This window comes from Nocardioides sp. Root682 (assembly GCF_001427795.1).
Taxonomy (GTDB): Bacteria; Actinomycetota; Actinomycetes; order Propionibacteriales; family Nocardioidaceae; genus Nocardioides.
Map to the genome: position 1 here is coordinate 302,951 of NZ_LMHJ01000001.1, position 26,448 is coordinate 329,398.

Sequence of the window (26,448 nt, forward strand, 5' to 3'; positions counted from 1 at the left end):
CATGGTCCGTCCCAGCCTGTCCTCCCTGACCCTGCGCGGACGTGCGTTCGTCGCGGCGGGCCTCACCGCCGTGGCCTGCGCCCTGGTGTTCGCACAGCCGGCACTGACCCAGGTGGGAGTACTGGTGCTGACCCTGCCGCTCATCGCGGCCCTGGTCGTGAGCCGGCGACGCCACGACCCGACCGTCACCCGTTCGGTGTGGCCCCGGCTGCTGCGGGCGGGAGAGTCCGCGCGGATCGATCTCACCATCGCCAGCGACCGCGGGCGATCCGACGGCGCCCTGCTGGTCGAGGACGCCCTTCCCTATGCCCTCGGCAACCGTCCGCGCTTCGTCCTTCAGGGACTGGGCCAGCGGTGGGAACGCACCGTGAGCTATCCGGTCCGCGCTGACCTGCGCGGCCAGTACGTCGTGGGACCCCTGAACGTCCGGATCACCGATCCGTTCGGGCTCGTCGAACGCCGCCGCTCCGTCGCCGGTACGGCGGAGCTGATCGTGACGCCGCGGGTGCTCCCCCTGCCGCCCATCCCCCTGACCGGAGGCTGGCAAGGAGCGGGCGAGCACCGGCCCCAGGCCTTCGCGTCGGGCTCGGCCGAGGACGTCAGCGTTCGGGAGTACCGCCGCGGCGACGACCTCCGGCGGGTCCACTGGCGCAGCTCGGCGCGCATCGGCGAGCTGATGGTGCGTCGCGAGGAGCAGCCGTGGGAGGCACACGCGACGGTCCTGATCGACAACCGCAACTACGCCCACCGCGGCCAGGGTCCGGCGTCCAGCTTCGAGGCAGCCGTCGTCGTTGCCGCCTCGCTGGTCGTCCACCTCGAGCAGCACGGATACGCCGTCCAGCTCGCCACCGCGGCCGGCACCGAGGCTTCCGGCGCCGAGGAAGCGCTGCGACAGCTCGCCGTCCTCACCACGACCACGCGGGGCACCCTGGACGTCGGGTGGTGCGGAGACCAGTCCCGCGGAGGTGTCGTTGCCGCCGTCTTCGGCGCGATGATCGGCGGTGACACGGCGTCCTTGCGCCGGATCCGTCACGACGCCGGGGTCGCGCTCGGCGTCGTACTCGATGTCGAGCAGTGGTCGGCGACCCGCGGCAGCGCGGGACCGGCTGCCGCGGCGTCCCTGCTGGGCGCGCTCGGCTGGCGGGCAGCCGGGATGGGGCCGCGCGATCGGCTCGATGCGGCCTGGCGCGACCTGGGACGAGCGCCCGCGCGGGGCGGAGCCGGACGATGAGCGGTCCGCGCCCCACCTTCTCCTCCGCCCTGATCATGGGGGTCGTGGCAGCAACCACCACCTGGGCAGCACTGACCGCCTGGAACGGCTTCCTCACCGAGCCCGGCTCCTACCTCCGCCGCCTGGCCGCCGTCGCCCTTCTCGTAGCCGTGCTGGGCGCTGTCCTGCGCTGGCGCAACACGCCGCGCTGGGCTGTCGCCCTCATCCAGGCCGTGGCAGCCGCAGCCCTGGTGACCTACCAGATCACCGGTTCCCTGCTGTTCGTCGGCCCGCCCGGCGCCGAGGTCGGAAGCTCCCTGCGCGCGGCCATGGACGCGGCGCGGACCTACGCCGCGCCGATCAGCGACCGGGTCGGGCCGGTGTGGCCGCTCCTGGTCGTGAGCGGCGCGGTGTTCATCGTTCTCGTCGACGTCGTCGCCTGCACCTACCGACGCGTCCCCGGTGCCGGACTGGCGTTGCTGGCGATCTACTCGGTGCCCAGCGGCCTGCTCGACGACGGCCCCGGTTGGGGCAGCTTCGCGATCGCCGCCGTCGGATTCCTCGTCCTGCTGCACTTCGACGCCCGCGACCAGCTGCAACGATGGGGCCGCGCGATCGGTCCCGAGGACAACACGATGTGGGGGCACGCCAACCCGGTCCGCGAGGCCGCCCGCGCCGGCGCCGGCCGGATCGGGATCACCGCGATGGCGCTGGCTCTCGTCGTACCTGCGTTCATGCCCGCCATCGGCGTCGACGTCTTCGACTTCGGGTCCGGCCAGGGCAGCGGTGACATCCGGATCCGCAAACCCATCGCCGACATGCGACGCGATCTCGAACGCGAGCAGGACGTGCCGCTCATCGACTTCGCGACCGATGACCCCAGTCCCGAGTACCTGCGCATCTCCGTGCTCAATCGCTTCACCGGCCAGGAGTGGAGCAGCGGGGACCGCGACGTCGCCCGGCAGGACACCGCGAGCGGCGCCCTGCCCGCACCGGAGGGTCTGGCCGGGTCGGTCCCGCGCCGCGAGTACGACTACCAGCTGCAGATCTCGGACCGGTTCGACTCCACCTGGCTGCCGACGCAGTTCCCTGCGGCGGCCGTGGACGCGGAGGGTGACTGGCGCTTCGACCCGGCGTCCATGGACTTCCTCGCCGCCGACGACGACCTCGACACGCGGGGCCTCTTCTACTCGATGACGTCCCTGGAGCCCGACTACGGCACCGACGGCAGGTACTTCGTCAACTCCCGCACCGGCGACGTGTCCGAGGAATCGCTGGAGCTCCCCGGCAGCGTGCCCGCCATCGTGAGCGACCTGGCCCGCAGCGTCACCGCCCCTGCCTCGAACGACTACGAGAGTGCCCTGCTCCTGCAGCGCTGGTTCCGCCGCGACGGCGGGTTCGTCTACGACGTGAGCCGCGCTCCGGACGGCACGGGGAACGGCACCTTCGAGGCCTTCCTCTCGACCCAGGGTCGCGTCGGGTACTGCGAGCAGTTCGCCTCTGCGATGGCGGTGATGGCCCGCACCCTCGGGATCCCAGCCCGGGTCGCCGTCGGCTTCCTCGAGCCGACCCCGATCGGCGACGGCCGCTGGCAGTACAGCAGCCATGACCTGCACGCCTGGCCGGAGCTGTACTTCTCGGGCGCCGGGTGGGTGCGCTTCGAGCCCACGCCGTCCGGGCGGGTGGAGAACGTGCCGGACTACAGCCGGGTCCCCGTGAACGGCATCGGCGAGGAACCGGTGCTCCCCTCGAACAGTGCGACCCAGAGCAGCGGCGGTACGGCGACCGTCGCACCAACCACGAAGCCCACCGACCCCACGGCCGAGGACGCCAACGCCGGGCAGGACCAGAACGACGGCCGCAGCGTTCTGCAGCGCGTGCTCATCGCCGCCGCCGCCCTGGCGCTGGTCCTGCTGGTCATCGCCGCGCTCCTGCTCGGCCCGCGGTCCGTGCGACGGCAGACGCGACGCAGCCGCCTGGACGGCGGGCCGGACGACGTCTGGTCCGAGCTTCGCGCGACCGCACGCGACCTCGGCGTGCCCTGGCCCGAAGGCCGCTCACCCCGCGAGGTCGGGACGGTCCTGGTCGACCATCTCGCCGACGCGAACGGACCGGTCGAGGAACGACCCCGCACGGGACCGGACGCTGCACCCGAGGCAGCCGAGGCCCTCGAACGCCTCGTCCTGCACGTCGAGCGCGCCCGCTATGGGCGACCGGGAGCGGTCGCCACCCTGGAGCGGTCGACGCTGAACGCCGACGCCGAAGCCGTCACGGCCGCGCTCGCTGCAGGGGTGACGCCGCGGGAGCGCCGACGGGCAGAGTGGCTGCCGCGCTCGGTCTGGAAGCGCAGGGTCTGAGCCGGCAGCGCGGCGAGCAAGCCGGCAGCGCGGCGAGAGGCGTCGCCGGCGAGCTTGCTCGCCCGTCTGACCGCCGAAGACGCGCTCGGCCCATCAAACTCAGAAGCCCCCACGTTCCTTCCTGCGACGCCAGCGGGCCTGGAGGGTGTCCATGAAGCCGGAGGACGACTTGCTCGAGCGACCCCTGCCGCTGCGGCCACCCCTGCCGCTGCGGCCACCGTGAACGACGCCGAAGCCGGAGGGGTGTGCGGAGACCTGGGCATCCGCGCCGCCGCGATGGCCACCGAGCGCCGTGAGGAGCACCGTGGCCGAGGCGAGCATGATCACGAAACCGGCCACACCGACCGGCCAGTAGCCACTGACGGCACCGGTCATCAGCACGGTGACACCGGCTGCGAAGACCACGCCGGCGAAGATGGCGCGCCGACGAGCTGCTTGCCGCAGTGAAGTGCCACGCAACGTCGAGGCGAACTTGGGGTCCTCCTCGCTGAGGGCGCGCTCCATCTGCTCCAGCAGTCGCAACTCCTCGTCTGAGAGTGGCACCGATTCCTCCGACACGTGCGGGGCGCAGATCCGCCCATTGGCTCTGTTGCAAGTGTAGGCGGGCATCCCCAGCCCGGGTAGGGCGTCCTGCGAAATAGTGCGTTCGTGGCTCAAAGAAGGCTCGCCCGGCGAACGGCGCTTGCACCGAACCGGAGGGCCGCCCGGTCGACCGCCCGGTCGGCGTCGGTCCAGCCCGGATCGCGCTCGCCCAGCACCAGTTGCCGGGAGTCCCCCTCCTGGCGGGTCCTCAGGCCTTCGACGCGCACACCGACCAGTCGGACCGCCGGTCGCCGCGGAGCCAGTCCGTCGAGCAGGACGTCGAGCAGGGCCACGGCGACGGCGTAGACCTCCTGCGTGACGTCGGTGGGTTCGCGAAGGGTCCGCGAGCGGTTGACCGTGGTGAAGTCGCTGAAGCGGACCGTGATCGCGACCGTGCGGCCGCACTTGCCAGCGGCGCGTACCCGGGCGGCGACGCGACTGACCAGCCGGAGCAGCTCGCGGTGCAGCGAGCGGCGGTCGCGGATGTCGATGGCCAGGGTGTGCTGGGCACCCATGCTCCCCTCGGGCTCGCCCTCACCGAACCCGAAGACCCCTGCTCCGCCGGGGACCAGCTCGGTGCGGTCGGTGCCCCACACGAGCGTGTGCAGGTGGTGGCCGAGGTGGCCGCCCAGCATCCGTCGCAACTGGTCGACCGGGATGGCGGCCACGTCGCCCACCGTCTCGAGCCCCAACCGGTGCAGGCGCTGCCGGGTCGCCTCTCCGACGCCGTACAGCACACCCACGTCGAGCGGGTGCACCAGCGCGACGAACCGGTCCGGCGAGATCACCCGGACACCGTCGGGCTTGGCCTGGCGACTGGCGAGCTTGGCCACCGAGATCGTCGCGGCGATGCCGACGGAGCAGGTGATCTGGTGCTCGGAGTGGATCCGTGCCCGGATCAGCTCGGCAATGTCCTCCGGCGGGCCGAACAGGCGAACCGCACCCCGCACGTCGAGGAACGCCTCGTCGAGCGAGGTCACCTCGACGAGCGGGGTGACCGTGCGGAAGGTCTCCATGATGGCCCGCGAGACCGGCGTCAGCACCGAGAAGTCGGGCGGCATGGTGACGGCCTGGGGACACAGCCGGCGGGCCTCGGTGCCCGACATGCCCGACCGGATCCCGAAGCGCCGCGCGGGATAGTTCGCCGACAGGACGACACCGCGGTGGCCGCCTCCGACGACCACGGGGACATGGTGCAGCTCGGGGCGGTCGCGGATCATGACGGCCGCGTAGAACGCGTCCATGTCGACGTGCAGGATCGGACACACCGGCGGCGCGGTCATCGCTGCGTCTCGATACGCGGCCCGCTGGCGCTCGCCGCTACTCGACGACCTTGGGGTGCGAGTTCGTCAGGGGCGGCGCGCGAGCACGTGCAGCTGCGCAGCGAGGTGGAAGTACTCCGGGCGCTCAGCGACTGCGCGCTCCAGGTCGACGAGGGCCGCTGCGGCGCCGGGCTCGATGTCGACGAGGGCAGCCGGGACGAGATCGGTGAAGACCCGGACTCCGTGCATCGCGGTGCGGGTGAACCCGGCAGCATCGAGCAGGTTCTCGATCTCGGCCACCGTGAACCGGTGACCGGTGCGACCGTCGGCCGGATCCGCACCGTCGAGCAACGCCCGGGCCTGCGGGAAGTTGCCGGCCATCGCCCTCGCGAGAACAGCGGCGTGACGCTGGCCGACCACGAGGCTGACGAGTCCGCCGGGGCGCAGCACCTGTCCGATGTGGTCCAGGGCCAGCACCGGGTCGACGACCTCGAGGACACCGTGGCACAGCACCACGTCGGCACTGCCGGCACCGACGACGTCCACCAGGTCGGTGACGTCACCCTGCAGACCGGAAACCTCCAGGTCGGCCTCCTGGGACCGCCGGCCCAACGCCGCAAGGGCATCGGGGCTCGGGTCGACGACGCGCACTCGGTGGCCCGACTCGGCCAGGCGTACGGCGAAGCCGCCGGTGCCGCCACCGAGGTCGACCACGTCGCGTGGACCGTCGGCCAGGGCCGACTCGAGTGCGTCCCAGACGACGGCGGTCCGTACCGAACCACGCTGCTCGCGAGAAGCCATGCGGGAAACACTAGTGCGTCAGCCGACGGCCCGGACCACCAGTTGCTCGCCGACGGTCGCATGCGGGGTGAGGCCGAGCGATTGCTCGACCAGGGCGAGGAATCGATCGGCGTCGCGGACCAGGTCGTCGGCCTCACGGGGTGAGGCCGCCCGCGAGGATCCGGCTTCGGCGGCAGCGCGCTTGGTGGCCCCGGCTGCGAAGAACGTCGCCCACTCCCCCATCTCGGGCGCAACCTCGGCCAGCAGCACCCAGGCATTCTTCTGGTGCCGCATCCGCCCGGCGGCGGGGCGGGCCCGCGCGGACAGCAGCGCGGCAGCGGCCCGGAGCGCCGCGACATGGGCGCAGGCGTAGCGGGTGGCGACGTCGCTGGCCGTCACGGCCTCACTGAGCGACTGTGCCGCGCGAAGGAGGTAGTTGTGCGTCGTCGCCGGCAGGGTGTGCGGGCTGACCTGGGACGAGGGTGCGAATTGCTGGTCCACGGAGCGGTCTCCTTCGAACGGGATTCGAACACTTGTTCGAACAGGTCGAAGGTACACCCCCGCTCCGACACGACGTCAAGAGTCGATCGGAGCCGAGTCCTTCTGTGCTGCGTCCTGCGGTGCCGAGTCCTTCTGTGCTGCGTCCTGCGGTGCCGAGTCCTGCGGTGCCGAGTCCTGCGGTGCCGAGTCCTCCTGCAACGGCCCGCGGGCGGCGGCACGCACGAACTGGTGGCTCTGGGGATGCCAGATGAAGACGAGGGTCACCGCGCTGAGCACGGCCGCGGCGATCGCGGACCACTCCACCAGCACCGGCGGATCCGTGCGCACCGTCGCCACGGTGACCAGGAAGATGCTCACGACGATGCAGGCGAGCGAGTGGCGCGCCCAGTTGTTGCCGGTGCGGAACAGGGCGATCAGGGTGGCCGCGAGGACCGCCGTGACGCCGTACAGGACCAGGATGACCGGCACGAACTCGACGGGCTGGACGGTGCTGTCACCGACCTGCATCGGCGACCAGACGGCACCGAGGTCGTCACTCTTGACCACCACCATCACGCACACGAGCGCTCCGGCGACCACCAGCAACCACAACAACCAGCACGCGAGCTCGACTGCCGGTGGTCTCTTGGTCATCGTTCCTCCTGCATCAGCGGGCTGGCCATCTGCGCACCGGCCCGGTCGATAGGGTCTCCCCATGTCGGCCGACCACCCCTCGATCGCCCGGTTCCGAAAGGAGCACGAGCGTCTCAGCGGCAGCGGGGAAATTGTCATTCTGCCCGACTCCGTCCACACGGCCGCACTTGCGGCCGAAGCGCTCGGCTGTGAGGTCGGTGCCATCGCGAACAGTCTGCTCTTCGACGCCGACGGAACTCCCGTCCTGATCCTCACCTCAGGCGCGCACCGTGTCGACACCGCGCTCACCCGCGACCGGATCGGTGGCGCCGAGCTGCGGCGCGCCCAGCCGGACTTCGTCAGGCAGCACACCGGTCAGGTGATCGGAGGGGTCTCCCCCATCGCCCATCCGGCACCCATCGCGACGTACCTCGACTCATGGCTCCAGAAGTACGACGTCGTCTGGGCGGCGGCCGGTCACCCGGCCGCAGTGTTCTCGACGTCGTACGACGAGCTCCTGGCGCTGACCGGCGCCACCCCGATCGACGTCGACCAGGAGTAGGGACCGGACATGGCACGCATCGTCGTCATCGGAGGCGGACTCGGTGGCATGGCCACCGCCGCCCGGCTGTCCAAGCAGGGCCACGAGGTGGCGCTGCTCGAAGCCGCGGGACACCTCGGCGGCGCGCTCGCGCCCGTCCACCAGGACGGATACACCTGGGACGCCGGACCGACGTCGACACTGGTACCGGCCGCCCTGCGCGACCTGTTCCGCAAGACCGGCCGCCCGCTGGAGACCGAGCTCGGCTGCGAGCTGGAGCCGCTGGCCGTGCTGCGCGAGCACCGGTTCGCCGACCGGACGTCGGTCCAGCTGCCCGGCGGTTCGCGCGCCGGCCAGATGGCGGCGATGGACACCCTCGGCGAAGGTCTCGGCGAGAAGTGGGCGCAGCACGTCGACATCTACGGACCCGTGTGGGAGGTGCTGCGCAAGCACTACGTCGAGACGCCCTGGGATCCGCGCACCAAGGGAGCGGTGCCCAAGGACCTGGGTGAGCTGTTCGACATCCGCGAGACGCTCCACAAGCGGCTGCGCCATGACTTCCGCGACGAGCGGCTCGCGCTGATCGCCGGACACCTGGCCATCGCCGAGGGCCACGACCTGCGCAACACCCCGTCCTGGGTGGGTGTCACGTCGTACCTCGAGCAGACCTTCGGTGGCTGGCAGGTCCCCGGCGGCATGCGCCGCCTGCTCGAGCTGCTCGAAGCGCGCCTCACGCTGCGCGAGGTCACCGTCCGTACCAGCACCGAGGTCGTCGACCTGGTCATCAGGGAGGGTCGGGTGGTCGGCGTACGCACCGCCGACGGCGACGCGGACGCCGATCTGGTCGTCGTCGCGATCGACCCCCGCCGTCTGCCTGCGCTCGCGTCGTACGTCGAGCGCACCATGCCGGCCATCCCGCCCGTGGTGGCCCACCTGGGCCTGGAGGGCGACGTGCCCGACCTGCCGCACGAGGTCGTCTTCCATGCCGAGCCCCTGATCACGGTTCGTCCCGGCGGCGCAGCGCCCGAGGGCGGTGCAGCGTGGACGCTGCACGGCCGCGGCAAGATCGCCGAGGACATGGTCGATGCGCTCGTCCGTCACGGCATCGACATCCGGGACAACATCGTCACCCGCGTCGACCTGTCGCCGCGCGACCTCGTCGAGCAGTGGCGCGGATCCCCGCTCGGCGTGCTGTGGCAGGGCCGTGGCACGGTACGGAACCGGCTCGGCCCGACCACCCCTGTCCAGGGCGTGTACGTCGCCGGCGCCCACGGCGCGCCGGGGGCCGGCGTGCCGTTCGTGACCCAGTCCGCAGCGCTCGTGGCGGGGTTGATCGGCCCCGCCTGAGCCACCAGGTCCGTGCAGGCGTCAGACCGTGATCTGCAGGGCCTCGAAGATCTCGAGCGTCGCCTTCGACCTGTTGAGCGTGTAGAAGTGCAGGCCCGGCGCACCGCCGGCCAGCAGCTCGTCGCAGAGCTCGGCAGCGATCTTGATGCCTTCGGCGCGTACGGCGGCCGGATCGCCCTCGAAGGCGGCGATCCGCGCGACGATGTCGTCCGGCACGCTGGTCCCGATCAGCTCGCCCTGACGGCGGATCGCGCTGAGGTTCAGGATCGGCATGATGCCCGGAAGGATCGGGATGTCCGCGCCGCGAGCGCGCACGCGCTCGACGAGACCGAAGTAGTCCTCGGCACGGAAGAACATCTGGGTCACGGCGAACTCTGCGCCGGCCTCGGCCTTGGCGACCAGGACGTCGGCGTCCTGGTCGAGCGACGCGGCCGAGGGGTGGCCCTCGGGGAACGCGGCCACACCGACCCGGAAGTCACCGCGCGAGCGGGCCAGGTCGACGAGGTCCACGGCGTAGTTGAGGCCGCCCTCGGTCGGGGTCCAGTCGGCGCGCGGGCCCTCCTGCGGGTCGCCCCGCAGCGCCATCACGTGGCTGACTCCCTCGGCGACGTAGGAGTCGAGGATGCCCTCGAGCTCCTCGCGGGTGTGCCCGACGCAGGTCAGGTGGGCCATCGGGACGAGCTCGGTCTCGCGGGCGATCCGGCCGGTGATGGACACCGTCTTGTCGCGGGTCGCCCCGCCGGCGCCGTACGTCACGGAGACGAAGGTGGGACGGTAGGGCTCCAGGGCCCGGATCGCGTCCCACAGCTGCGCTTCGCCAGCGTCGTCCTTGGGGGGAAAGAACTCGAACGAGAAGGACCGTCCGCCATCGCGGAGGATCTCGCCGAGGGAGCGCCCAGCACCGGTAGTCATGGCCGGAAGTGTAGATGTGGCGGGCTCTCCGGGGGGCATTGTCTCGACATCCCGCGGCCTCACTAGGCTCGGTCGGGTGAGCGAGCAGGCGTGGGACCCGACGAGTTTTCGCACGACGGTCCAGGCCACGGTGGATGCCTTCCTCGCCGAACAGGAATCCCGCCTCGCCCCGCTGGGCACCGATGCCACCCGGCTGATGGCCGAGGCCAGGGCGCTCGTGTCCGGCGGCAAGCGGTTCCGTGCCGCGTTCTGCCACTGGGGTTTCGCCGCGATCGCCGGGGTCCCGGAGGGCGCCGAGGCCGAGGCCGTCGGCCGCGCCTCCGCCTCGCTGGAGCTGTTGCACGCGAGCGCCCTGGTCCACGACGACCTGATGGACGCCTCCGACACCCGCCGGGGACGTCCGGCCACGCACCGCGGCTTCGAGGCCGAGCACCGCGCTGACGGATGGCGCGGTGACGCCGAGCAGTACGGCGCCGCTGCGGCCATCCTGCTGGGTGACCTGCTGCTCTCCTGGGCCGACGAGCTGCTGCGCCGCTGCGGCCTCGACCGTGATCGCGTCAGTCCGGCACTGGACGTCTTTGACCTGTGCCGCTCCGAGGTGATCGCCGGCCAGTTCCTCGACGTGTCCGTCCAGGCGCGTGGCCGGGCCAGCGTCGAACAGGCAATGACGGTGCTGCGCTACAAGTCCGCGAAGTACTCCATCGAGCGACCGCTGCACGTCGGCGCCGCCCTTGCCGGGGCCGACGCCGCCACCCTCGACCTGCTGACGGCCTTCGGCCTGCCGCTCGGCGAGGCCTTCCAGCTCCGCGACGACCTGCTCGGCGTCTTCGGCGACCCGGCCACCACGGGAAAGCCGGCCGGCGACGACCTGGTCGAGGGCAAGCGGACCGTGCTGGTGGCCCTGGCCCTCGACGCCGCCGCCCCGGCCGATGCCGCGCGCCTGGACGCCGCACTCGGCACCGCACTGGCCGAGACCGAGGTCGCTGAACTGCGTGCCGTGATCGACAATTGCGGCGCGCGCGAGCAGGTCGAGGCGATGATCGAGGGCCTCACCACCCGGGCCGTCGAGGCGCTCGACGCCGGCCAGGCTGCCGGCGGTTGGGACGCCGACGCGTGCCTGGTGCTGCGGCAGCTGGCGGCCGCCGCGACCAGTCGCGCGTACTGACGGTCGACCGAGCGAGGGCCTGACCGACTGCGTCGTTTCGCTGACAATCAGCACCTGCTCACCGATCATGGGACCTTCGCGATGGGTGGAGGGCTGATGCGGTACAGATCTCGGGCTCTGTTGGCGGTTGGCCTGCTCGTGGGGTTCTACGTCCTGGCGGTGGCCGTCGTCGGCGCGCTGGCCACCGGAGCGGTCCTGCTGGCTCGATCCGGCCTCGACGCGAGCGCCACCGGTTCCGTCGTGGTCATCCTCTTCACCCTGGGCGTGACCGTTGCCCTCGGTCGTGCGCTCCTCCTCAGCCGAGGGACCGTCGGCCCTCCGCCGGGAATGGCCGTGTCCGAGACCGAGCAGCCAGCCCTGTGGCAGGAGGTCCGCACCCTCGCCGGCGAGATCCAGACGCGCGCCCCCGACGAGATCCGGCTCATCGCCGAAGTCAACGCAGCGGTCTCCGAGGACAACCGGTTCCTGGGCCTGGTCCCAGGCAGGCGCCGCATGTACGTCGGGATTCCCCTGCTGCTGGGCCTCAGTCCTCTGGAGATGCGGTCGATCCTCGCCCATGAGCTCGGCCACTACAGCGCACGGCACACGGCTCTGGGTCCGGTGACCTACCGCGGGATGATGGCCATCGGTCGAGTGGCACGCGAGCTCGGGCACACGTCGGTCCTCGGCCGGGCCGCAGGGCTCTACGGACGTCTCTACGTCGCGGTGTCGCACAGTGTCTCGCGGCGCCAGGAGCTCGAAGCGGACGCCTTCAGCGCACGCCTTGCCGGCCCCGAGGCCGCGGCCTCCGCCTTCCGGATGCTTCCGCCGCTCGACGTTGCGTGGGACCGATTCACGAGCGAGTACGCCGGACTCGGCGAGGACCTCGGCATGCGAGCACAGGGTCTGCTCGAGGGCTTCGCCGCCATGCTGGAGGACCCCGATGTCCTCATGCGTCTGGTCGGGGTCGCCGACGCAAAGCTCCCGGACACGGTCTCCATCTACGACACCCACCCACCGTTGGCCGAGCGCGTCGCGCGCTTCGACGCGCTCCCCGCCCAGACACCCCCCACGACGCCCGGCTCCTTCCTGGTCAGCGTGCCCGAGACCTTGGCTTCGTTCGAGGAGTCCCTGTTCGAGGGCTCCGATCTTCGGCCAGCCACTTGGTCCGAGGTCGCCGCGGCCAGCGGCGCCGCCCGAGCGCGCCGCAACCGCCACGTCCTCGGTGGGCTCGCCGGATCCGAGTCGACACTCGAGTCCTTCACCACCAGGATCAGCCACCGCGGCCCGGTCGGGCTGTTGCAGGGCTACCCGACCGAGGACGAGCGCGGAATCCTGACAGCGCTCCTCGGTGAAGCCATTGCTGACGTGCTGGTGCAGCGGGGCAGCGCCCACTTCGCGCTGGACTGGGCAGGCCCAGCAAAGCTGATCGACGCCGACGGCACCAGGATCGACCTGTCCGAGTCGCTGCGGCCGCTGGCGGAGTCCGGCGACGGCGGACCCCTGCGGGCTCATCTGCAGGAACTCGAGGTCGACATCGCCGAACCCCTTCCGATCGCCGAGGAGGAGGTGCCGCAGCGGCCCAGACCGCCGATTCTCGGCGCATTCAGCACGGTGTGGGCCTCGCCCTGGTCGGTGCTGCTCGTGACCCCCGACGGCATGCTCTTCGCGCCCCTCACCCGCCAGGAGCGCCTCACCCTGTACGTCCGCACCCTTGCCGGTCCGGGGTCGCTCACCAGAGGAAGCGAGCTCGTGCTCGAACGTGTCCTTGCCGCGCCGCTCGGTGAGCTGGACACCGACAGCCCCCTCTTCCACGCGTGGGACGCCATCGCGCGAGCCGAGGTGTCAGGGACGTCCGGAAAGGTCGTGCTCCACCTGACGAACGGTCAACGGCGCAGGCTCACGTTCAACAAGCTGTCCGCAACGGCCGGTGAACCGTGGGCCGTGGTGGCCCGCCATCTCGGAGAGCGCTGGATCGTGCGCTGACGCGTGGCTCACGCCAGCAGCGGTACGACGTCCTCGGGTCCGGGGCCGCGCAACAGGACCTCGAGCACGGGGTCGGAGCGATCCCTCTCGCCGAGCACCCGCGTCACCCGGGCGAAGTCGGCCGGCACGTTGCGTGCGAAGCCGGACCAGGCGTCCCACAGGAGCACGGTCGATCCGGGCAGGTCGCGCAGGCAGTCGTTGAGTGCGTCGAGGTTCACGCCGTAGTGAGAGGGGAACAGGAGTGCCTCGCCGATCGCGCGCAGCACCTCCGCGCGAGTCTCGAGGCCGGCGCCGTCGACGTACCCGAAGGTCCAACCGGCGTGCTCCGCTGCGTGCCGCACGTCCGCGACGTCGAGGCCTGACTCCCAGCGATGCACTGCAGGGAGGTGGCGTCCGGCCAGGACGGCTGCCAGTCCGCTCATGGGTGGGTCATCTCCGGATCCTCTCGAACGACTCGTAGTGGTCCTCGGTCCAGTAGAGCTCTCCCCCGTCGCCGGCGATGATCCGTCGGGCGCCGCGGTGCGAGAGTCCGGGCGTCTCGACGGTGTACTCCGCGTAATAGCCCCGTTGCCGGTCGGGGAGCACGCCCTCGAAGTTGCCGAAGGTCGAGCCGTCCTTCCCGGGATACGGGTACGGGCCACCGTCGTCGATCAGATCGAGGGTCTCGGCGGCTTCGGGCGGCAGCTCATCGACGGCGACGTAACGGAACCCGTCGCTGTCCTTGTCCGGCGTGACACCGCCCGGCGTGGGCCGGTCGGACGGCCGCGTGCTCGGCGACGGAGCCGCGTCCTTCGTCGTCGAGGTGAACACGTCCTCGCGGCCCCGCGCGGCGCTGTCGTCGTCGGCACCGCGGCTCTGGAGCCACCACACCGCCAGCAGCAGCGCGATCGTGGCGATCGTCGAGACGACCTGCCGGGTCCGCCGGCTCATCTGCGGCACTTGAGGGCCCCGTCAGAGCAGCAGGGCCTGGGCGCGGCGCTTGACCTCGGCGCCCCGGTTCTCCCGGAGCGCGTCGATCGGACGACCGGGCAGGTCCGCGTCCAGGAAGATCCACGCGATGCACTCGCGGTCGTCGAAGCCGTTGTCGTGCAGCACCGTCAGCAGCCCCGGAAGGCCCTTGACCGGCTCCCCGTCGACGATGAAGAGCGAGGGAATCCCCTGCTTCACCCCGGTGGTCGGCACGAGTGCGGGCACCGCCGCGGCCAGCTGGTGGTCGCGAACCATCGTGCGCGCCTTCGCAGGCGTCACACCGAGCAATTCGGCCGCCTCCTCCCACGTCAACCAGTCGGAGACGAGGGCGGCAAGGTCCTGATCGGCCAGTCGCGGTTCACTCATGCGCCCATCTTCCCCTACGGCGTGCCCGATCGGTGAGCGTGGCCTTGCGCCGTACGATGTCCCTCCCGGTCACCTTCCCCGGCCGGGCCAGCGGAACATGCACAGGAGGGTCGCTGTGCGAGACGATCAGCGTGCCCGCGGCGACGCCGCCGCGCGAGCCGGCGACCCCCGCCGCACCCGTGACCACCAGACCGGCCGGTTGCTCGACAACCGTTACCGGATCGGGTCGCGCATCGCGCGCGGGGGCATGGCCAGCGTCTACGAGGCCGTCGACACACGCCTGGACCGCACCGTCGCCGTCAAGATCATGCATCCCGGGCTGGGCGACGCGACGTCGCACGACGACGACTCGTTCGCGCGGCGCTTCGTCCGCGAGGCGAGGTCGGCTGCACGGCTCTCACACTCCAACGTGGTCGCGGTCTACGACCAGGGCCGCGACGAATCGGGCGACGGCACCATCTACCTGGTGATGGAGTACGTCCCCGGCCACACGCTGCGCGACACCATCACCAAGGAAGCGCCGATGTCGCCCGAGCGGGCGCTGTCGATCATCGACCCGGTGCTCTCGGCGCTCGCGGCTGCGCACCGGGCGGGCCTGATCCACCGCGACGTGAAGCCCGAGAACGTCCTGATCGCCGACGACGGCCGGATCAAGGTCGCGGACTTCGGTCTCGCCAAAGCCGTGAGCGCGGAGACCCAGCACACGGCGACCAACGGCGTGCTGATCGGAACGGTGTCCTACCTCGCTCCCGAGCTGGTCGTCGAGCAGCGTGCCGACGCCCGGGCCGATGTGTACGCCGTCGGCGTGATCCTGTTCGAGCTGCTCACCGGCACCAAGCCGCACACCGGCGAGACGCCGATCGCCGTGGCCTACCGCCACGTCCACCACGACGTGCCTGCTCCCTCGTCCGTCGTCCCCGGGCTCCCGGCGTACGTCGACGCGCTGGTCGCGCGCGCCACCACTCGCGACCCGAGCCTGCGTCCCGCCGATGCGACCGTGCTCCTGCACCACGTGCACCGCGTCAGCCACGCCCTGCACAGCGGGGTCCGCGACGACCCCGAGCTGGTCGACGACCTGCTCCCCAGCTCCCGGGTGCTCGAGCCGGACGACGGCCACGACGACACCCACGACACGACCCCCGAGCCGGTGAGCTCGCTGTGGGAGCGCACGCCCGACCTGGTCCCTGCGTCGCGCCCCCACACGGTCAACAGGGCGGACGACCGGGAGGCGACGACGGTCATACCGGCCCCATCCCGCTCGCTCCCCCCTCCCCGACCGCAGCAGCAGGCGCCCAGGGAGCGACGTGGCCGGCGGGGCGTCGTACTCACCCTGTTGGTGGCGCTGCTCGTCGCCGCCCTCGCCGCCGGCGGCTACTGGCTGGGCTGGGGTCGGTACACGTCGACACCGAGCGTGGTGAGCCTGGACCAAGCGGCCGCCACCGCCAAGCTGGACGAGGCCGGGCTCGAGGCCAAGGTCGACCAGGAGGTCTACTCCGAGAGTGTCGCTGCGGGGGTGGTGATCGCCACCGATCCCAAGCCCGGCGAACGGATCCTGCCCGGTGACACCGTCGAGCTGACCGTCTCCCGCGGCAAGGAACGTTACGACGTGCCCGACCTGCGTGGGATGACCGTCGAGGAGGCAGAGGCTGCCCTCGACGAGGTGAAGATGGTCCTCGGCCGGACCGAGCAGGCGTTCTCCGACACCGTGCCGAAGGGCCAGGTCATCGCGACCAAGCCGGCGTTCGGCACTGCGGCCGCGAAGACGCAACCGCCCAACACCACGGTGGACCTGGTCGTCAGCAAGGGCAGGACGCCGATCACCGTGCGTGACTGGACCGGACGCGACTACCAGGAGGTCGAGAAGGGCCTGGAGCGTCGCGGCCTGCAGGTCAAGGTCACCGACTCGGAGTTCAGCGACGACGTCCCGAAGGACGCGATCATCAGCCAGGACCCGAAGACCGGCGTCGTCTACAAGGGCGACACGATCGAGCTGGTGATCTCCAAGGGGCCCGAGCTCGTGGCTGTCCCGCCGGTTCGCTACATGTCCACCAAGGACGCCGTCGACAAGCTCAAGGACCTCGGTTTCAAGGTCAAGAAGGAACACGCATCGATCTACCTGAGCGGTCAGGTGGCCTGGGCCACTGATCCGGAGGCAGGCGAACGGGTGAAGAAGGGCAGCACGATCGTCCTCTATATCGTCTGAGCGTGACCCAGCCCGACGGCCGCCGCACCACCTTGTTGGCAACTCTCGCGCTGCTGGCGATGACCGCCTGTTGGGGTTCGACGTTCTTCCTGATCAAGGACCTGCTCGAGCGGGTTCCGACCGTGGACTTCCTGGCCGTCCGGTTCCTCATCGCCGGCGGGGCGATGCTGGTGGTCGCACCGCGTGCGGTCAGTCGGCTCTCCCCCGAGGTGCGCCGCCGCGCGCTGGTCCTCGGCAGCCTGTACGGCGTCGCGCAGATCCTGCAGACCGCGGGGCTGGCCCACACACCCGCCAGCGTGTCGGGTTTCATCACCGGCCTGTACGTCGTCGCGACCCCGCTCTTCGCCGCGGTGATCCTGCGCAGCCGGATCTCGGGCGGCACCTGGGCCGCCGTCGCGCTTGCCACGGTCGGCCTCGGCGTGCTCTCCCTCGAGGGCTTCTCCATCGGGTACGGCGAGGCGATCACGCTCGTGGCGGCGCTGCTCTACGCGGCCCACATCGTCGGCCTCGGCGCGTGGTCGAAGCCGGCCGACGCGTTGGGCATGTCCATCCTGCAGGTGCTGGTCATCGCGGCGATCTGCGCGGCGGCCGCTCTCGTGACGGGCGAGCGGGGCGTCGTACTGCCTGACCGCGGAGCGGACTGGGCCTCGGTCGTCTACATGGCGCTGGTCGCCGGCGCCGCTGCGCTGTTGGCCCAGACCTGGGCGCAGGCCCACCTGCCGCCAACGCGCAGCGCGATCATCATGAGCATGGAGCCGGTGTTCGCGGCGTTCTTCGCGGTGCTGCTCGGAGGCGAGTCGCTGACGGGGCGGATGGCGATCGGCGGCGCGATGGTGTTGACGGCGATGCTGGTCGTCGAATCGCTCCCCCGTCGCAAGATCGAGGCGGAAGTGCCCCACATCGCGGTCTGAGGCTGCGCACAATCTGGTCATGCGCCGGGGGTGGCGTTCCGCGCCGACCGGGCGCACCATGGAGTCCTGGGGGAACCCGCGAGGAGTCAATCCATGGCTGGTCACATCATTCATGTCCACGGCACGATCTCCGCTCCGCCGGAGCAGGTGTGGGACGTCATCACCGACGTCGCCCACGCGAACGACGTGCTGCGCAGCGTCAGCGAGACAGAGCTCCTGACCGAGGGCGAGTACGACGTCGGCACGTCGTGGCGCGAGCGCCGCACCCTCTTCGGCCATCACGGTCCGGAGGAGATGCAGGTCGTCGAGTCCCAGCCTCCGCTGCGGACCGTGGTCGAGGCCGAGGTCGGCAACGACATCATCCGGACGGCGTACCGGCTCACCCCGACCGGGCAGGACCGCGACCAGACCCGGCTGGCGATGACCACCACGGTGGAGATGAGCCACCGCTCCGTGATGTCGCGCGCGCTCTGGGCCGCGTTCGGCGGCTTCAGCTACGAGCGCACCCGCAAGGTGCTGGAGCACGACCTGGAGGACATCGAGGCCGAGGCCAGGCGACGCGCGATGGCAGGCTGAGAGCTGACTGTCCCCATCTGACCTGCCCTGAAGCGAGGCTCGCGGTAGCGTTGCCCCCGCGATGACCACCCCGACCTTTTGCACCGACTGCGGGCACGAACTCGGGATCGGCCGGTTCTGCACGAATTGCGGCAGGCCCGTCCCCGGCCGACACCCCGAGGCGACGCCCACCGTCAGCGCGCCCGCAGCCCCGCCGAGGTCAGCCCCCGTCGTCCCGCCGTCCGCCGACCAGGTCCCGCCCTCGGCCCGTTATCCGTTGTACGCCGACGCGCCGCCGACCGTGACCAGTCCGGCCACGCGACCCCAGCAGGCGCCCCCGACACCGCCGCCGCTCCTGCCGCCGGGTGCCGCGCCGGCACCGTCGTACCCCGCCGCCCAGCGCGCAGCTCGGCCCTGGCTGCCCTGGGTGATCGCACTGGTGGTGCTCGCCCTCGTGGCGGCCCTCGGCGCCTTCCTGCTCCTGGGTGGGGACGACGCCGAGCGTGCCGCCGACGACAGTCGCGACGACCGGTCCGAAGGTCCCGCCAGCCCGGGCGCATCCGACACCGGCACTCCCGAGCGGCCGGACAGCACCGGCACCGGCGCCCCTGTCGACGCCCCCGATCCGGAGGACGTCGTGGACCTCACGAGCGAGGTCACGGCCACGGTGCCGTCGATCGCACAGCCGAGCCGCGACCGCCAGGGCAAGGTCGTGAAGTTCGTGGCGTCGAACATGTGGGACGGCAAGGCGCGCACCGCATGGCGGATGGCCGGGGACGGCACGGGCGAGACGTTGACGTTCGACCTCGGCTCCGAGGTCGTGATCACCGACGTCGGCATGATCAACGGCTATGCCAAGGTCGACGGCCCCATCAACTGGTACCGCAGCAACCGTCGCGTGCGCGCCGTCCAGTGGGAGTTCGACGACGGCACCCGGATCACCCAGGAGTTCGGCGACGAGCGGACCATGCAGATGGCCGCCATCGGGCCGGTCACGACGAGCACGATCCGGGTCCATCTGTTGACCGTGACTGCGCCGGGCAAGACGGACGGCCGGGACTTCACCGCGATCAGCGAAGTCCGTTTCTTGGGCGCTACCTCGGACTGATCCCGGCGAGCAGTCCCGCGGCGCGCTCGGCGTCGGCCCGGGACACGTCGAGGTGCGTGACCAGACGGACCGTGCGCGCACCGACGGCGCCGACAAGGACGCCGGCGTCACGCGCCGCGGCCACGAAGGCCGGCGCATCGGCACGATCGAACGCGACGATGTTCGTGTCGACCGTTGCCGGATCGACCCCGCATGCCTCGGCCAGGAGGCGGGCGTTCTCGTGGTCGTCGGCCAGCCGATCGAGGTGGTGCTCGAGGGCGTGCAGGCCTGCCGCAGCGAGGATCCCGACCTGGCGCAGGCCTGCCCCGAGTCGCTTGCGGCGCACTCGCGCCCGGACCATCCGCTCACGGCTGCCCACCAGCAGCGACCCGACCGGGGCACCCAGGCCCTTGGACAGGCACACGGCCAGCACGTCGGCCACGGCGCCGTACTCCGCCAACGGCGTGCCGGTCGCCACGTGGGCGTTCCAGATCCGGGCGCCGTCGAGGTGCACGGCCACACCACGCTCATCGGCGAAGGCACGCAGTGCCTTGAGGTCCGCGAGCGGCACCACCGTGCCGCCAGCGAAGTTGTGGGTGTTCTCGACCGAGATCGCGGCCGTCTTGACGAAGAACGGGCCGAGGTCGGGCGCGAAGAGGTCGTCCAGAGCGGTCAGGTCGAGCTGGCCACGCGGGTGCGACCAGGTGCGCATCGTCAACCCGCTGACCGCGGCGTGGGCGCCGAGCTCGGCTCGGGCGATGTGGGCGCGCGCCTCGCAGAGCACCTCCTGGCCGGGCGCGACCACCAGCGAGACAGCCAGGACGTTGGCCAGCGAACCGGTCGGCGTGAACAGGGCGTCCTCGTGCCCGAACATCGCGGCCACGCGCTCCTCGAGGGCCCGGACCGTGGGGTCCTCGCCGTAGACGTCGTCGCCCACCTCGGCTGCGGCCATGGCGGCCCGCATCGCGTCGGTCGGACGCGTCACCGTGTCGGAGCGGAGGTCGATCACGCCTTGCGAAGCATTTCGGCCACGAGGAACGAGAGCTCCAGGGACTGCACCCTGTTCAGGCGGGGGTCGACGACCGACTCGTAGCGGTGGGCCAGGCCGAGCTCGTCCAGCTCCTCGCCGCCACCGATGATCTCGGTGACGTCATCGCCGGTGTTCTCGACCAGGATGCCGGCGGGGACGGTGTCGAGCGCGCGGTGCACGTCGAAGAATCCCTGCACCTCGTCGATGACATCCTCGAAGCGACGCGTCTTGTAGCCGTTCGACGCCTCGAACGTGTTGCCGTGCATGGCGTCACAGACCCACGCGACGTCGACACCCTCGGCGGTCACCTTCTCGACCAGCGCCGGGAGTCCGTCACGGATCTTGCCGGCACCGAAGCGGGTGATGAAGGTCAGCCGGCCCGGCTCGTTGGTCGGGTTCAGCTTGGCGGCGAGCGACAGTGCGTCGTCGGCCGTCGCGGACGGGCCGAGCTTGCAACCGATCGGGTTGCGGATGTGGCTGAAGTACTCGACGTGCGCGCCGTCGAGCTGGCGGGTCCGCTCGCCGATCCAGACCATGTGGCCCGAGACGTTGTACGGCGCCTCGGTGCGCGAGTCGATCCGGGTCATCGCGTGTTCGTACTCGAGCAGCAGCGCCTCGTGCGAGGAGTAGAAGTCGACCCGGTGGAACTCGTCGGGGTCGGCACCGATGGCCTGCATGAAGTTCAGGGCGCGGTCGATCTCGGCGGCCATCGCCTCGTAGTGCTGGCCGACCGGGCTGTTGCGGACGAACTCGGAGTTCCAGGTGTGCACCTGGCGGAGGTCGGCGTAACCACCGGTGGTGAACGCGCGCACGAGGTTCAGCGTCGAGGCGGACGAGTGGTAGACGTCCAGCAGACGCTGCGGGTCGTGACGTCGCGAGTCGGGGGTGAAGTCGAAGCCGTTGACCGCGTCGCCGCGGTACGCCGGCAGGGTCACCCCGTCGCGGGTCTCGGAGTCGGAGGAGCGCGGTTTGGCGTACTGCCCCGCGAGGCGACCCACCTTCACGACCGGCACGGACGCGGCGTAGGTCAGCACGACCGCCATCTGCAGGAGCACCCGCAGCTTGTTGCGGGTGTTGTCGGCCGTCGCGTCCACGAACGTCTCGGCGCAGTCACCGCCCCAGAGCAGGAAGGCCTCGCCGCGGCTCGCGGCCGCGACCTTGGACTTCAGCTCGTCGCACTCGCCCGCAAAGACCAGCGGAGGAAGCGTGCGCAGTCGGGTGACGGCCGCGGCCAGGGCCGCGGGGTCGTCGTACGACGGCTGCTGCTTCGCGCCGATGGCGTGCAACTGCTCGAGGGACGGGAGATTGCTCACTCCCCAAGGGTACGGCGCACCGAGCCGGTTGCGTCAGCGCGGGTCATCCGTTGGATCGATGTCCATGTGTTCGATGTCGGCGAACTGGCCACCCTCGGGCTCGTAGAAGATCCGGGTCACCCCCCACAGCACGATCCCGAGCAGCAGCATGAAGCCGGCGATGACGTACTGGATGCGGTCGGGAGCCAGCCGCGCCCAGGGGCCGAGGAGGTACAGGCAGAACGCGGCGCCGAGGACGGGCACCACTGTCGGCGCCTTGAAGTGGCCACTGTCCGGTTCGCGGCGCAGCACCAGGCAGGAGATGTTGACGATCGAGAAGACCGCGAGCAGGAGCAGGCCGGTCGTGCCGGACAGCGCGCTCACCACGGACACCTGGGTGCCCTCGTCGGCGTCGCCGAGCTTGGCATCACGCAGCCTGACCACCGCGACGATCAGGCCCATGGCCAGCAGGGTGGTGAACGCGATCGCGGCGTACGGCGTGCGCCGGCCCGGGAGCACCTTGCCGAGCACCGGCGGCAGCACCTTCTGCTGGGACATCCCGTAGAGCAACCGGCTGGCCATGAGCATGTTGATCAGCGCCGTGTTGGCGACCGCGAACACCGTCATGAACGGGAAGAAGTCGTCGATCGGGATGTCCGGAGCCCCCAGCTTGACGACGTCGATGAGGATGCCGGCGTCCTCGTTGGTCGGTGTGCCGATGCTTCCGGGCGGGATCACGATGATCACCGAGATGGCGACCAGCATGTAGATCACCACGGCGATGCCGAGGCCGGTGAGCATCATCCTCGGGAAGATCCGCTCCGGCTCCTTGGTCTCCTCGACCATGTTCACCGAGTCCTCGAAGCCGACCATCGAGAAGAACGCGATGGCCGTGGCGATGGTGACCGCCATGAAGATGCCCTTGTCCGAGGGGCTCTCGAAGACGGTGATCCGGTCGAAGTCGCCGTCCCCCTTGACCATCACCGAGAAGCCGATGCCGATCACGATCGCCAGCGCGGCCATCTCGATCAACGTCAGGATCACGTTGAACTTCACGCTCTCACCGACGCCACGAAGGTTGATCAGCGCCAGCAGGCCCATGAAGCACAGGGCGACGAACAGCGCCCAGCCCGGCGTGGTCGGGACGTCCGACCAGATCTCGTTCAGGCCGAGGAGCAGGTTGTTGGCCAGCAGGTTCGCCGACGTCGACGCGCTGGTGATGCCGGAGCAGATCACGGTGAACGCCACGAGGAACGTGATGAAGTGGATGCCGAACGCCTTGTGCGTGTACAGCGCAGCACCTGCCGCCTGGGGGTACTTCGTGACCAGCTCGAGGTAGGAGAAGGCCGTCAGCGTGGCAACAGCGAAGGCCACCAGGAACGGCAGCCACGCGATGCCGCCGACCTGTCCCGCAAGCCGGCCGGTGACGGCGTAGACGCCGGCGCCGAGGATGTCACCGACGATGAAGAGCAGCAGGAGCCCGGGGCCGAGGACCCGCTTCAGCTCCGGCTGGCCCTGTTGGTCCGGCACGCTGGTCGTCGTGGTGTCTGTGGTCATCGGGCTCCCCGTCCTGCCGAGTCAGAAGGTCTGCGTCCCCCGCAGGTCACCCTCGCGCACGGCGCCGCGAAAGTGAAGCACCGGACGCCTACCGCGACACGGCCGTGTCTCCGCGCACCATGACGGCCAGGGGTGAACCGAGGCTCCGTGGCGCGGCGGTCAGGTCCCCGGCCACGACGAGCAGGTCGGCTGCGAGGCCCGGACGGAGCCGACCGGTGACCGTGTGCAGGCCGCAGGCATCAGCGGCACCGGCCGTCCCGGCAGCCAGCGCCTCTGCGAGCGTCCACCCGGCAGCGACCAGGTCCAGCACCGCCAGCCAGGCATTGCCGTGTGCCTTGAGCGGCATCGCGCCCGCGTCGACACCCGGCACGACCCGGACACCGTGCTCGCGCATGCGGCCCACGTCGACGAGCCGTTGGGCGAAGAAGCCGAGCATGTCCATGCCGAGCCGTTCCATGATCGCTGCCACCTGCGGCGGGGGCGGGGGCATGCTCGCGACGAGCGCCATGTCGTTGCCCATCGTCGGATCGACCACGACACCGGCCGCTGCCGTGCGCTCCAGCAGGTCGTCGCTCAGCAGGGCGCCGTCCTCGGTGACTCCTGTGAAGTGCTCGATGCCATCGACGCCAGCGGCGAGCGCTGCCTCGATCGCGGTCACCGAATGGGCATGCGCGAGGACCGGGAGGCCATGGTCGTGCGCGGTCTCGACGACCGCGCGGATGGCCGTGGCGGCGTACTGCGCGCCGACCATGTCGGTGCCGGGTGTGAGGAAGCCACCGCCGGCCATCACCTTGACGGCATCGGCGCCACGCTCGTGCCGCTCGATGACCGCGGCCCTCAGCTCGTCCTCCGTCGCAGCGACGCCACCGAGGAAGTGGCAGTGCCCATGCGGCGTGGTCACGGGCGGTCCCGAGGCAACGATGCGCGGCAGCCCGGCAGCACCCCGGTCCCGTGCCGCCAGGGTGCGGTAGCCCCGGTCGCCGAGGTCGCGGACCGTGGTCACGCCCGCCGCCACCTGTGCGGCCAGCGACTGGTCAATTGCCTCATCGATGGCGTCCTCGTCGAGCTCGCCCACGCGCTCGAGAGCACCCATCGAGCCGTCGGAGACGAGGTGGACGTGAGCGTCGATGAGGCCCGGCACCAGGGTGCCGTCGTACGACGTCACGGGGCAGTCGGACGGCACGGCGAAGTCCGCCGGCTCCACGCCGACGATCCGGTCGCCCTCGACCAGCACCGTCGCCCCACCCGGAAGGAACCTGTCGCCGTCGAACGCGCGGGGAGCACGCCACGCCTGCACGACTCGAGTGTGGACCCGGGACCGGCGTCCTGTCACGGGTCGGCGCGACACCTGTCAGCCGAAGAAGACCTGCGCCTCGGCGTACTCCTCGGGACTGACGACCTTGAGCGCACCCGTGCCCTCGATGAGCGGCACCCGCACGATGTTCGTGCCACGAAGGGCCACCATGACGCCGTACTCACCATCGGCGACGGCACCGATCGCCTGCAGTCCGAACCGCGTCGCCAGCCACCGGTCGAACGCCGAGGGCGTCCCACCCCGCTGGATGTGCCCGAGTACGACGGCGCGGGCCTCTTTTCCGGTGCGGTGCTCGATCTCGCTGGCGAGCCGGTCGCCGATCCCACCGAGCCGGACGTGGCCGAACGCGTCCTTCTCCCCGCTGGCCAGCGTCATTCCGCTGCCGTCTGCGGGGAGAGCGCCCTCGGACACGACGATGATCGGCGCGTACTCGCTCTTGAAGCGGGTCATCACGTGGGCACAGACGGCGTCGATGTCGAAGGCGATCTCGGGAATCAGGACCGCACTGGCGCCACCGGCGATCCCGGCGTGCAGTGCTATCCAGCCGGCGTGCCGGCCCATCACCTCGACGACGAGGACGCGGTGGTGCGACTCGGCGGTGGTGTGCAGCCGGTCGATCGCCTCGGTCGCGATGTTGACTGCCGTGTCGAAGCCGAAGGTGAAGTCGGTCCCGGAGAGGTCGTTGTCGATGGTCTTCGGGACGCCGACGACGTTGACCCCGAGCTCGGCCAGCTTCGTGGCCACGCCGAGGGTGTCCTCCCCACCGATCGCGACCAGGGCCTCGACCCCGGCGGCCGCCAGGTTGTCGGTGATCCGCTCGACCCCGCCCTCGACGGCGAAGGGGTTGGTCCGCGAGGACCCGAGGATCGTGCCGCCGCGGGGCAGGATGCCGCGGCACTGCTCGATGCCGAGCGGCATCGTGATCCCTTCGAGGGGGCCACGCCAGCCGTCTCGGAACCCGACGAAGTCGAAGCCATGTTCATTGACGCCCTTGCGGACGACCGCGCGGATGACCGCGTTGAGTCCAGGACAGTCGCCGCCACCGGTGAGCACTCCAACGCGCATGGTCCGACCCTACGTGGCAAGTGGGCCCTACGGTTGTCCCATGACGTTCTCGATCGTGGCCAGGTCCGCTGACGGTGACACGTGGGGCGTGGCCGTCGCCTCGAAGTTCCTGGCCGTCGGCTCGGCCGTTCCCGCCGCCGTCGCCGGTGTCGGCGCAGTGGCGACCCAGGCCGACGCCAACGTCGCCTACAAGGGTCTGGCCCTCTCCCACCTCGACGAGGGTGCGACCGCCTCGGTCGCACTGCAGCGCCTGATCGAGGAGGACGAGGGCCGCGCGCAGCGCCAGGTCGGCATCGTCGACCTCGACGGTGGCGCGGCCTCCCACACGGGCGCCGAGTGCATCCCGTGGGCCGGCAGCCGCACCGGCGAGGGCTGGGCCATCCAGGGCAACTGCCTGGCCGGTGTCGAGGTCGTCGACGCCATGGAGCAGGCCTGGCTGGAGAGCGACGCCGCGACGGCGCTGCAGGACCGGCTCCTCGCCGCGCTGGCTGCCGGCGATGCCGCCGGTGGCGACCGCCGTGGGCGCCAGTCGGCCGCGATGCTCGTCGTCCGCGACGGGGCCGGGTACGCCGGCCTGGACGATGTCGCCGTCGACCTGCGGGTCGACGACCACGAAACCCCGATCGACGAACTGGCGCGCCTCCTGGACCTGCACGAGCTGTACCTCACGGCGTCGACCGAGGACGAGAAGGTCGTCGTCGACGACGCGCTGCGAGCCGAGCTGGAGACGTTTGCCGCGGCCGCCGGCCACCGCGACTTCCTGGCCTGGGTCGGCACCGAGAACTACGAGATGCGCGTTGCGCCCGACCTCTCCTGGATCGACGAGCGGGTCCTGGCAGTGGTGCGCGGCGACTCCTGAGGCCG

General features: G+C 71.0%; 25 protein-coding genes. 11 read left to right on the top strand and 14 right to left on the bottom strand.

From position 1 onward, the window contains the following. Nucleotide 1: 1 nt before the first annotated feature. The gene (locus ASD84_RS01455; protein WP_056706022.1) at nucleotides 2-1,231 is read left to right on the top strand and encodes a DUF58 domain-containing protein; all 1,230 of its coding nucleotides are present in this window, start codon (nucleotides 2-4) and stop codon (nucleotides 1,229-1,231) included. Then, the gene (locus tag ASD84_RS01460; protein WP_056706025.1) at nucleotides 1,228-3,567 is read left to right on the top strand and encodes a transglutaminaseTgpA domain-containing protein; all 2,340 of its coding nucleotides are present in this window, start codon (nucleotides 1,228-1,230) and stop codon (nucleotides 3,565-3,567) included. The genes ASD84_RS01455 and ASD84_RS01460 overlap by 4 nt, the downstream gene beginning before the upstream one ends. 99 nt (nucleotides 3,568-3,666) lie before the next feature. Here the strand turns inward: ASD84_RS01460 and ASD84_RS01465 are convergent, their stop codons facing one another. The 5 genes from ASD84_RS01465 to ASD84_RS01485 all read right to left on the bottom strand — a co-directional run bounded on the left by ASD84_RS01465 (nucleotide 3,667) and on the right by ASD84_RS01485 (nucleotide 7,325). Further along, nucleotides 3,667-4,110 carry a DUF3040 domain-containing protein gene (locus tag ASD84_RS01465; protein ID WP_056706027.1) on the bottom strand — a complete coding sequence of 148 codons (444 nt, stop codon included), beginning with the start codon at nucleotides 4,108-4,110 and terminating at the stop codon, nucleotides 3,667-3,669. Nucleotides 4,111-4,220: 110 nt separating this feature from the next. Further along, nucleotides 4,221-5,432 (bottom strand): DNA polymerase IV, encoded by a 1,212-nt coding sequence (gene dinB / locus ASD84_RS01470; protein WP_056706029.1) that lies wholly within the window; start codon nucleotides 5,430-5,432, stop codon nucleotides 4,221-4,223. Nucleotides 5,433-5,498: 66 nt separating this feature from the next. Then, nucleotides 5,499-6,212, bottom strand: a complete 714-nt coding sequence (locus ASD84_RS01475) for a methyltransferase domain-containing protein (RefSeq protein ID WP_056706031.1) — start codon at nucleotides 6,210-6,212, stop codon at nucleotides 5,499-5,501. An 18-nt stretch (nucleotides 6,213-6,230) separates the two neighbouring features. Further along, the gene (locus ASD84_RS01480; RefSeq protein ID WP_156391522.1) at nucleotides 6,231-6,692 is read right to left on the bottom strand and encodes an SAV_6107 family HEPN domain-containing protein; all 462 of its coding nucleotides are present in this window, start codon (nucleotides 6,690-6,692) and stop codon (nucleotides 6,231-6,233) included. A 75-nt stretch (nucleotides 6,693-6,767) separates the two neighbouring features. Beyond that, the gene (locus tag ASD84_RS01485; RefSeq protein WP_056706033.1) at nucleotides 6,768-7,325 is read right to left on the bottom strand and encodes a hypothetical protein; all 558 of its coding nucleotides are present in this window, start codon (nucleotides 7,323-7,325) and stop codon (nucleotides 6,768-6,770) included. Between the two features lie 61 nt (nucleotides 7,326-7,386). On the opposite strand from ASD84_RS01485, the gene ASD84_RS01490 reads away from it, so the two are divergent. Both ASD84_RS01490 and ASD84_RS01495 read left to right on the top strand, forming a co-directional pair. Further along, nucleotides 7,387-7,866, top strand: a complete 480-nt coding sequence (locus ASD84_RS01490; protein ID WP_056706035.1) for a YbaK/EbsC family protein — start codon at nucleotides 7,387-7,389, stop codon at nucleotides 7,864-7,866. A 9-nt stretch (nucleotides 7,867-7,875) separates the two neighbouring features. Beyond that, a complete protein-coding gene (locus ASD84_RS01495; protein ID WP_056706037.1) occupies nucleotides 7,876-9,192 on the top strand; it encodes a phytoene desaturase family protein in 1,317 nt (438 codons plus the stop codon). Between the two features lie 21 nt (nucleotides 9,193-9,213). On the opposite strand, the gene metF is transcribed toward ASD84_RS01495, so the two are convergent. Next, nucleotides 9,214-10,104: a methylenetetrahydrofolate reductase [NAD(P)H] gene (gene metF, locus ASD84_RS01500; RefSeq protein ID WP_056706039.1), complete on the bottom strand. Its 891-nt coding sequence runs from the start codon at nucleotides 10,102-10,104 to the stop codon at nucleotides 9,214-9,216. Between the two features lie 76 nt (nucleotides 10,105-10,180). Here metF and ASD84_RS01505 point away from each other — a divergent pair, with 76 nt between their 5' ends. After that, a complete protein-coding gene (locus ASD84_RS01505) occupies nucleotides 10,181-11,269 on the top strand; it encodes a polyprenyl synthetase family protein (RefSeq protein WP_056706041.1) in 1,089 nt (362 codons plus the stop codon). A 96-nt stretch (nucleotides 11,270-11,365) separates the two neighbouring features. Next, on the top strand, nucleotides 11,366-13,234 hold the full coding sequence (locus tag ASD84_RS01510) for a M48 family metallopeptidase (RefSeq protein ID WP_162251476.1): 1,869 nt from the start codon (nucleotides 11,366-11,368) through the stop codon (nucleotides 13,232-13,234). 8 nt (nucleotides 13,235-13,242) lie between these two features. Here ASD84_RS01510 and ASD84_RS01515 read toward each other — a convergent pair whose 3' ends face one another. Genes ASD84_RS01515 through ASD84_RS01525 form a run of 3 tightly spaced genes read right to left on the bottom strand, consistent with a single transcriptional unit; the run spans nucleotide 13,243 to nucleotide 14,569 of the window. Next, the gene (locus tag ASD84_RS01515) at nucleotides 13,243-13,656 is read right to left on the bottom strand and encodes a barstar family protein (RefSeq protein ID WP_056706045.1); all 414 of its coding nucleotides are present in this window, start codon (nucleotides 13,654-13,656) and stop codon (nucleotides 13,243-13,245) included. Nucleotides 13,657-13,663: 7 nt separating this feature from the next. Continuing rightward, complete coding sequence (locus tag ASD84_RS01520; protein WP_056706046.1) at nucleotides 13,664-14,164, bottom strand: ribonuclease domain-containing protein; 501 nt, start codon at nucleotides 14,162-14,164, stop codon at nucleotides 13,664-13,666. A 21-nt stretch (nucleotides 14,165-14,185) separates the two neighbouring features. After that, on the bottom strand, nucleotides 14,186-14,569 hold the full coding sequence (locus tag ASD84_RS01525; RefSeq protein ID WP_056706048.1) for an Rv2175c family DNA-binding protein: 384 nt from the start codon (nucleotides 14,567-14,569) through the stop codon (nucleotides 14,186-14,188). A 115-nt stretch (nucleotides 14,570-14,684) separates the two neighbouring features. Here ASD84_RS01525 and pknB point away from each other — a divergent pair, with 115 nt between their 5' ends. The 4 genes from pknB to ASD84_RS01545 all read left to right on the top strand — a co-directional run bounded on the left by pknB (nucleotide 14,685) and on the right by ASD84_RS01545 (nucleotide 19,346). Next, a complete protein-coding gene (gene pknB, locus ASD84_RS01530; RefSeq protein ID WP_235530925.1) occupies nucleotides 14,685-16,772 on the top strand; it encodes a Stk1 family PASTA domain-containing Ser/Thr kinase in 2,088 nt (695 codons plus the stop codon). A 2-nt stretch (nucleotides 16,773-16,774) separates the two neighbouring features. Then, nucleotides 16,775-17,683 (top strand): DMT family transporter, encoded by a 909-nt coding sequence (locus ASD84_RS01535; protein ID WP_082573090.1) that lies wholly within the window; start codon nucleotides 16,775-16,777, stop codon nucleotides 17,681-17,683. A gap of 93 nt (nucleotides 17,684-17,776) precedes the next feature. Next, entirely contained in the window at nucleotides 17,777-18,259 is a 483-nt protein-coding gene (locus ASD84_RS01540) for an SRPBCC family protein (protein ID WP_056706051.1), read from the top strand. Between the two features lie 61 nt (nucleotides 18,260-18,320). Beyond that, a complete protein-coding gene (locus tag ASD84_RS01545; protein ID WP_156391523.1) occupies nucleotides 18,321-19,346 on the top strand; it encodes a zinc ribbon domain-containing protein in 1,026 nt (341 codons plus the stop codon). Here the strand turns inward: ASD84_RS01545 and ASD84_RS01550 are convergent. The 5 genes from ASD84_RS01550 to ASD84_RS01570 form a co-directional block, all read right to left on the bottom strand. Beyond that, nucleotides 19,333-20,334, bottom strand: coding sequence for a threonine aldolase family protein (locus tag ASD84_RS01550; protein WP_056706054.1), 1,002 nt, complete (start codon nucleotides 20,332-20,334; stop codon nucleotides 19,333-19,335). The genes ASD84_RS01545 and ASD84_RS01550 overlap by 14 nt on opposite strands. After that, nucleotides 20,331-21,668, bottom strand: coding sequence for a class II 3-deoxy-7-phosphoheptulonate synthase (locus ASD84_RS01555; protein WP_056706056.1), 1,338 nt, complete (start codon nucleotides 21,666-21,668; stop codon nucleotides 20,331-20,333). Before ASD84_RS01555 ends, ASD84_RS01550 begins: the two co-directional genes overlap by 4 nt. Nucleotides 21,669-21,701: 33 nt before the next feature. Beyond that, nucleotides 21,702-23,204 carry an APC family permease gene (locus ASD84_RS01560; protein WP_056706058.1) on the bottom strand — a complete coding sequence of 501 codons (1,503 nt, stop codon included), beginning with the start codon at nucleotides 23,202-23,204 and terminating at the stop codon, nucleotides 21,702-21,704. 88 nt (nucleotides 23,205-23,292) lie between these two features. Next, nucleotides 23,293-24,501 carry an amidohydrolase family protein gene (locus ASD84_RS01565; RefSeq protein WP_056706059.1) on the bottom strand — a complete coding sequence of 403 codons (1,209 nt, stop codon included), beginning with the start codon at nucleotides 24,499-24,501 and terminating at the stop codon, nucleotides 23,293-23,295. Nucleotides 24,502-24,555: 54 nt separating this feature from the next. Next, complete coding sequence (locus ASD84_RS01570; protein WP_056706062.1) at nucleotides 24,556-25,584, bottom strand: 6-phosphofructokinase; 1,029 nt, start codon at nucleotides 25,582-25,584, stop codon at nucleotides 24,556-24,558. 40 nt (nucleotides 25,585-25,624) lie between these two features. On the opposite strand from ASD84_RS01570, the gene ASD84_RS01575 reads away from it, so the two are divergent. Next, on the top strand, nucleotides 25,625-26,443 hold the full coding sequence (locus tag ASD84_RS01575) for a DUF1028 domain-containing protein (RefSeq protein ID WP_056706063.1): 819 nt from the start codon (nucleotides 25,625-25,627) through the stop codon (nucleotides 26,441-26,443). Nucleotides 26,444-26,448: the final 5 nt, after the last annotated feature.

Excerpts from the sequence above, each read along its gene's own strand:
- ASD84_RS01455 (WP_056706022.1), top strand. The coding sequence starts at position 2 with ATGGTCCGTCCCAGCCTGTCCTCCCTGACCCTGCGCGGACGTGCGTTC.
- ASD84_RS01460 (WP_056706025.1), top strand. The coding sequence starts at position 1,228 with ATGAGCGGTCCGCGCCCCACCTTCTCCTCCGCCCTGATCATGGGGGTC.
- dinB (WP_056706029.1), bottom strand. The coding sequence starts at position 5,432 with ATGACCGCGCCGCCGGTGTGTCCGATCCTGCACGTCGACATGGACGCG.
- ASD84_RS01475 (WP_056706031.1), bottom strand. The coding sequence starts at position 6,212 with ATGGCTTCTCGCGAGCAGCGTGGTTCGGTACGGACCGCCGTCGTCTGG.
- ASD84_RS01485 (WP_056706033.1), bottom strand. The coding sequence starts at position 7,325 with ATGACCAAGAGACCACCGGCAGTCGAGCTCGCGTGCTGGTTGTTGTGG.
- ASD84_RS01490 (WP_056706035.1), top strand. The coding sequence starts at position 7,387 with ATGTCGGCCGACCACCCCTCGATCGCCCGGTTCCGAAAGGAGCACGAG.
- ASD84_RS01495 (WP_056706037.1), top strand. The coding sequence starts at position 7,876 with ATGGCACGCATCGTCGTCATCGGAGGCGGACTCGGTGGCATGGCCACC.
- metF (WP_056706039.1), bottom strand. The coding sequence starts at position 10,104 with ATGACTACCGGTGCTGGGCGCTCCCTCGGCGAGATCCTCCGCGATGGC.
- ASD84_RS01510 (WP_162251476.1), top strand. The coding sequence starts at position 11,366 with ATGCGGTACAGATCTCGGGCTCTGTTGGCGGTTGGCCTGCTCGTGGGG.
- ASD84_RS01515 (WP_056706045.1), bottom strand. The coding sequence starts at position 13,656 with ATGAGCGGACTGGCAGCCGTCCTGGCCGGACGCCACCTCCCTGCAGTG.
- ASD84_RS01520 (WP_056706046.1), bottom strand. The coding sequence starts at position 14,164 with ATGAGCCGGCGGACCCGGCAGGTCGTCTCGACGATCGCCACGATCGCG.
- ASD84_RS01525 (WP_056706048.1), bottom strand. The coding sequence starts at position 14,569 with ATGAGTGAACCGCGACTGGCCGATCAGGACCTTGCCGCCCTCGTCTCC.
- ASD84_RS01540 (WP_056706051.1), top strand. The coding sequence starts at position 17,777 with ATGGCTGGTCACATCATTCATGTCCACGGCACGATCTCCGCTCCGCCG.
- ASD84_RS01545 (WP_156391523.1), top strand. The coding sequence starts at position 18,321 with ATGACCACCCCGACCTTTTGCACCGACTGCGGGCACGAACTCGGGATC.
- ASD84_RS01560 (WP_056706058.1), bottom strand. The coding sequence starts at position 23,204 with ATGACCACAGACACCACGACGACCAGCGTGCCGGACCAACAGGGCCAG.
- ASD84_RS01570 (WP_056706062.1), bottom strand. The coding sequence starts at position 25,584 with ATGCGCGTTGGAGTGCTCACCGGTGGCGGCGACTGTCCTGGACTCAAC.
- ASD84_RS01575 (WP_056706063.1), top strand. The coding sequence starts at position 25,625 with ATGACGTTCTCGATCGTGGCCAGGTCCGCTGACGGTGACACGTGGGGC.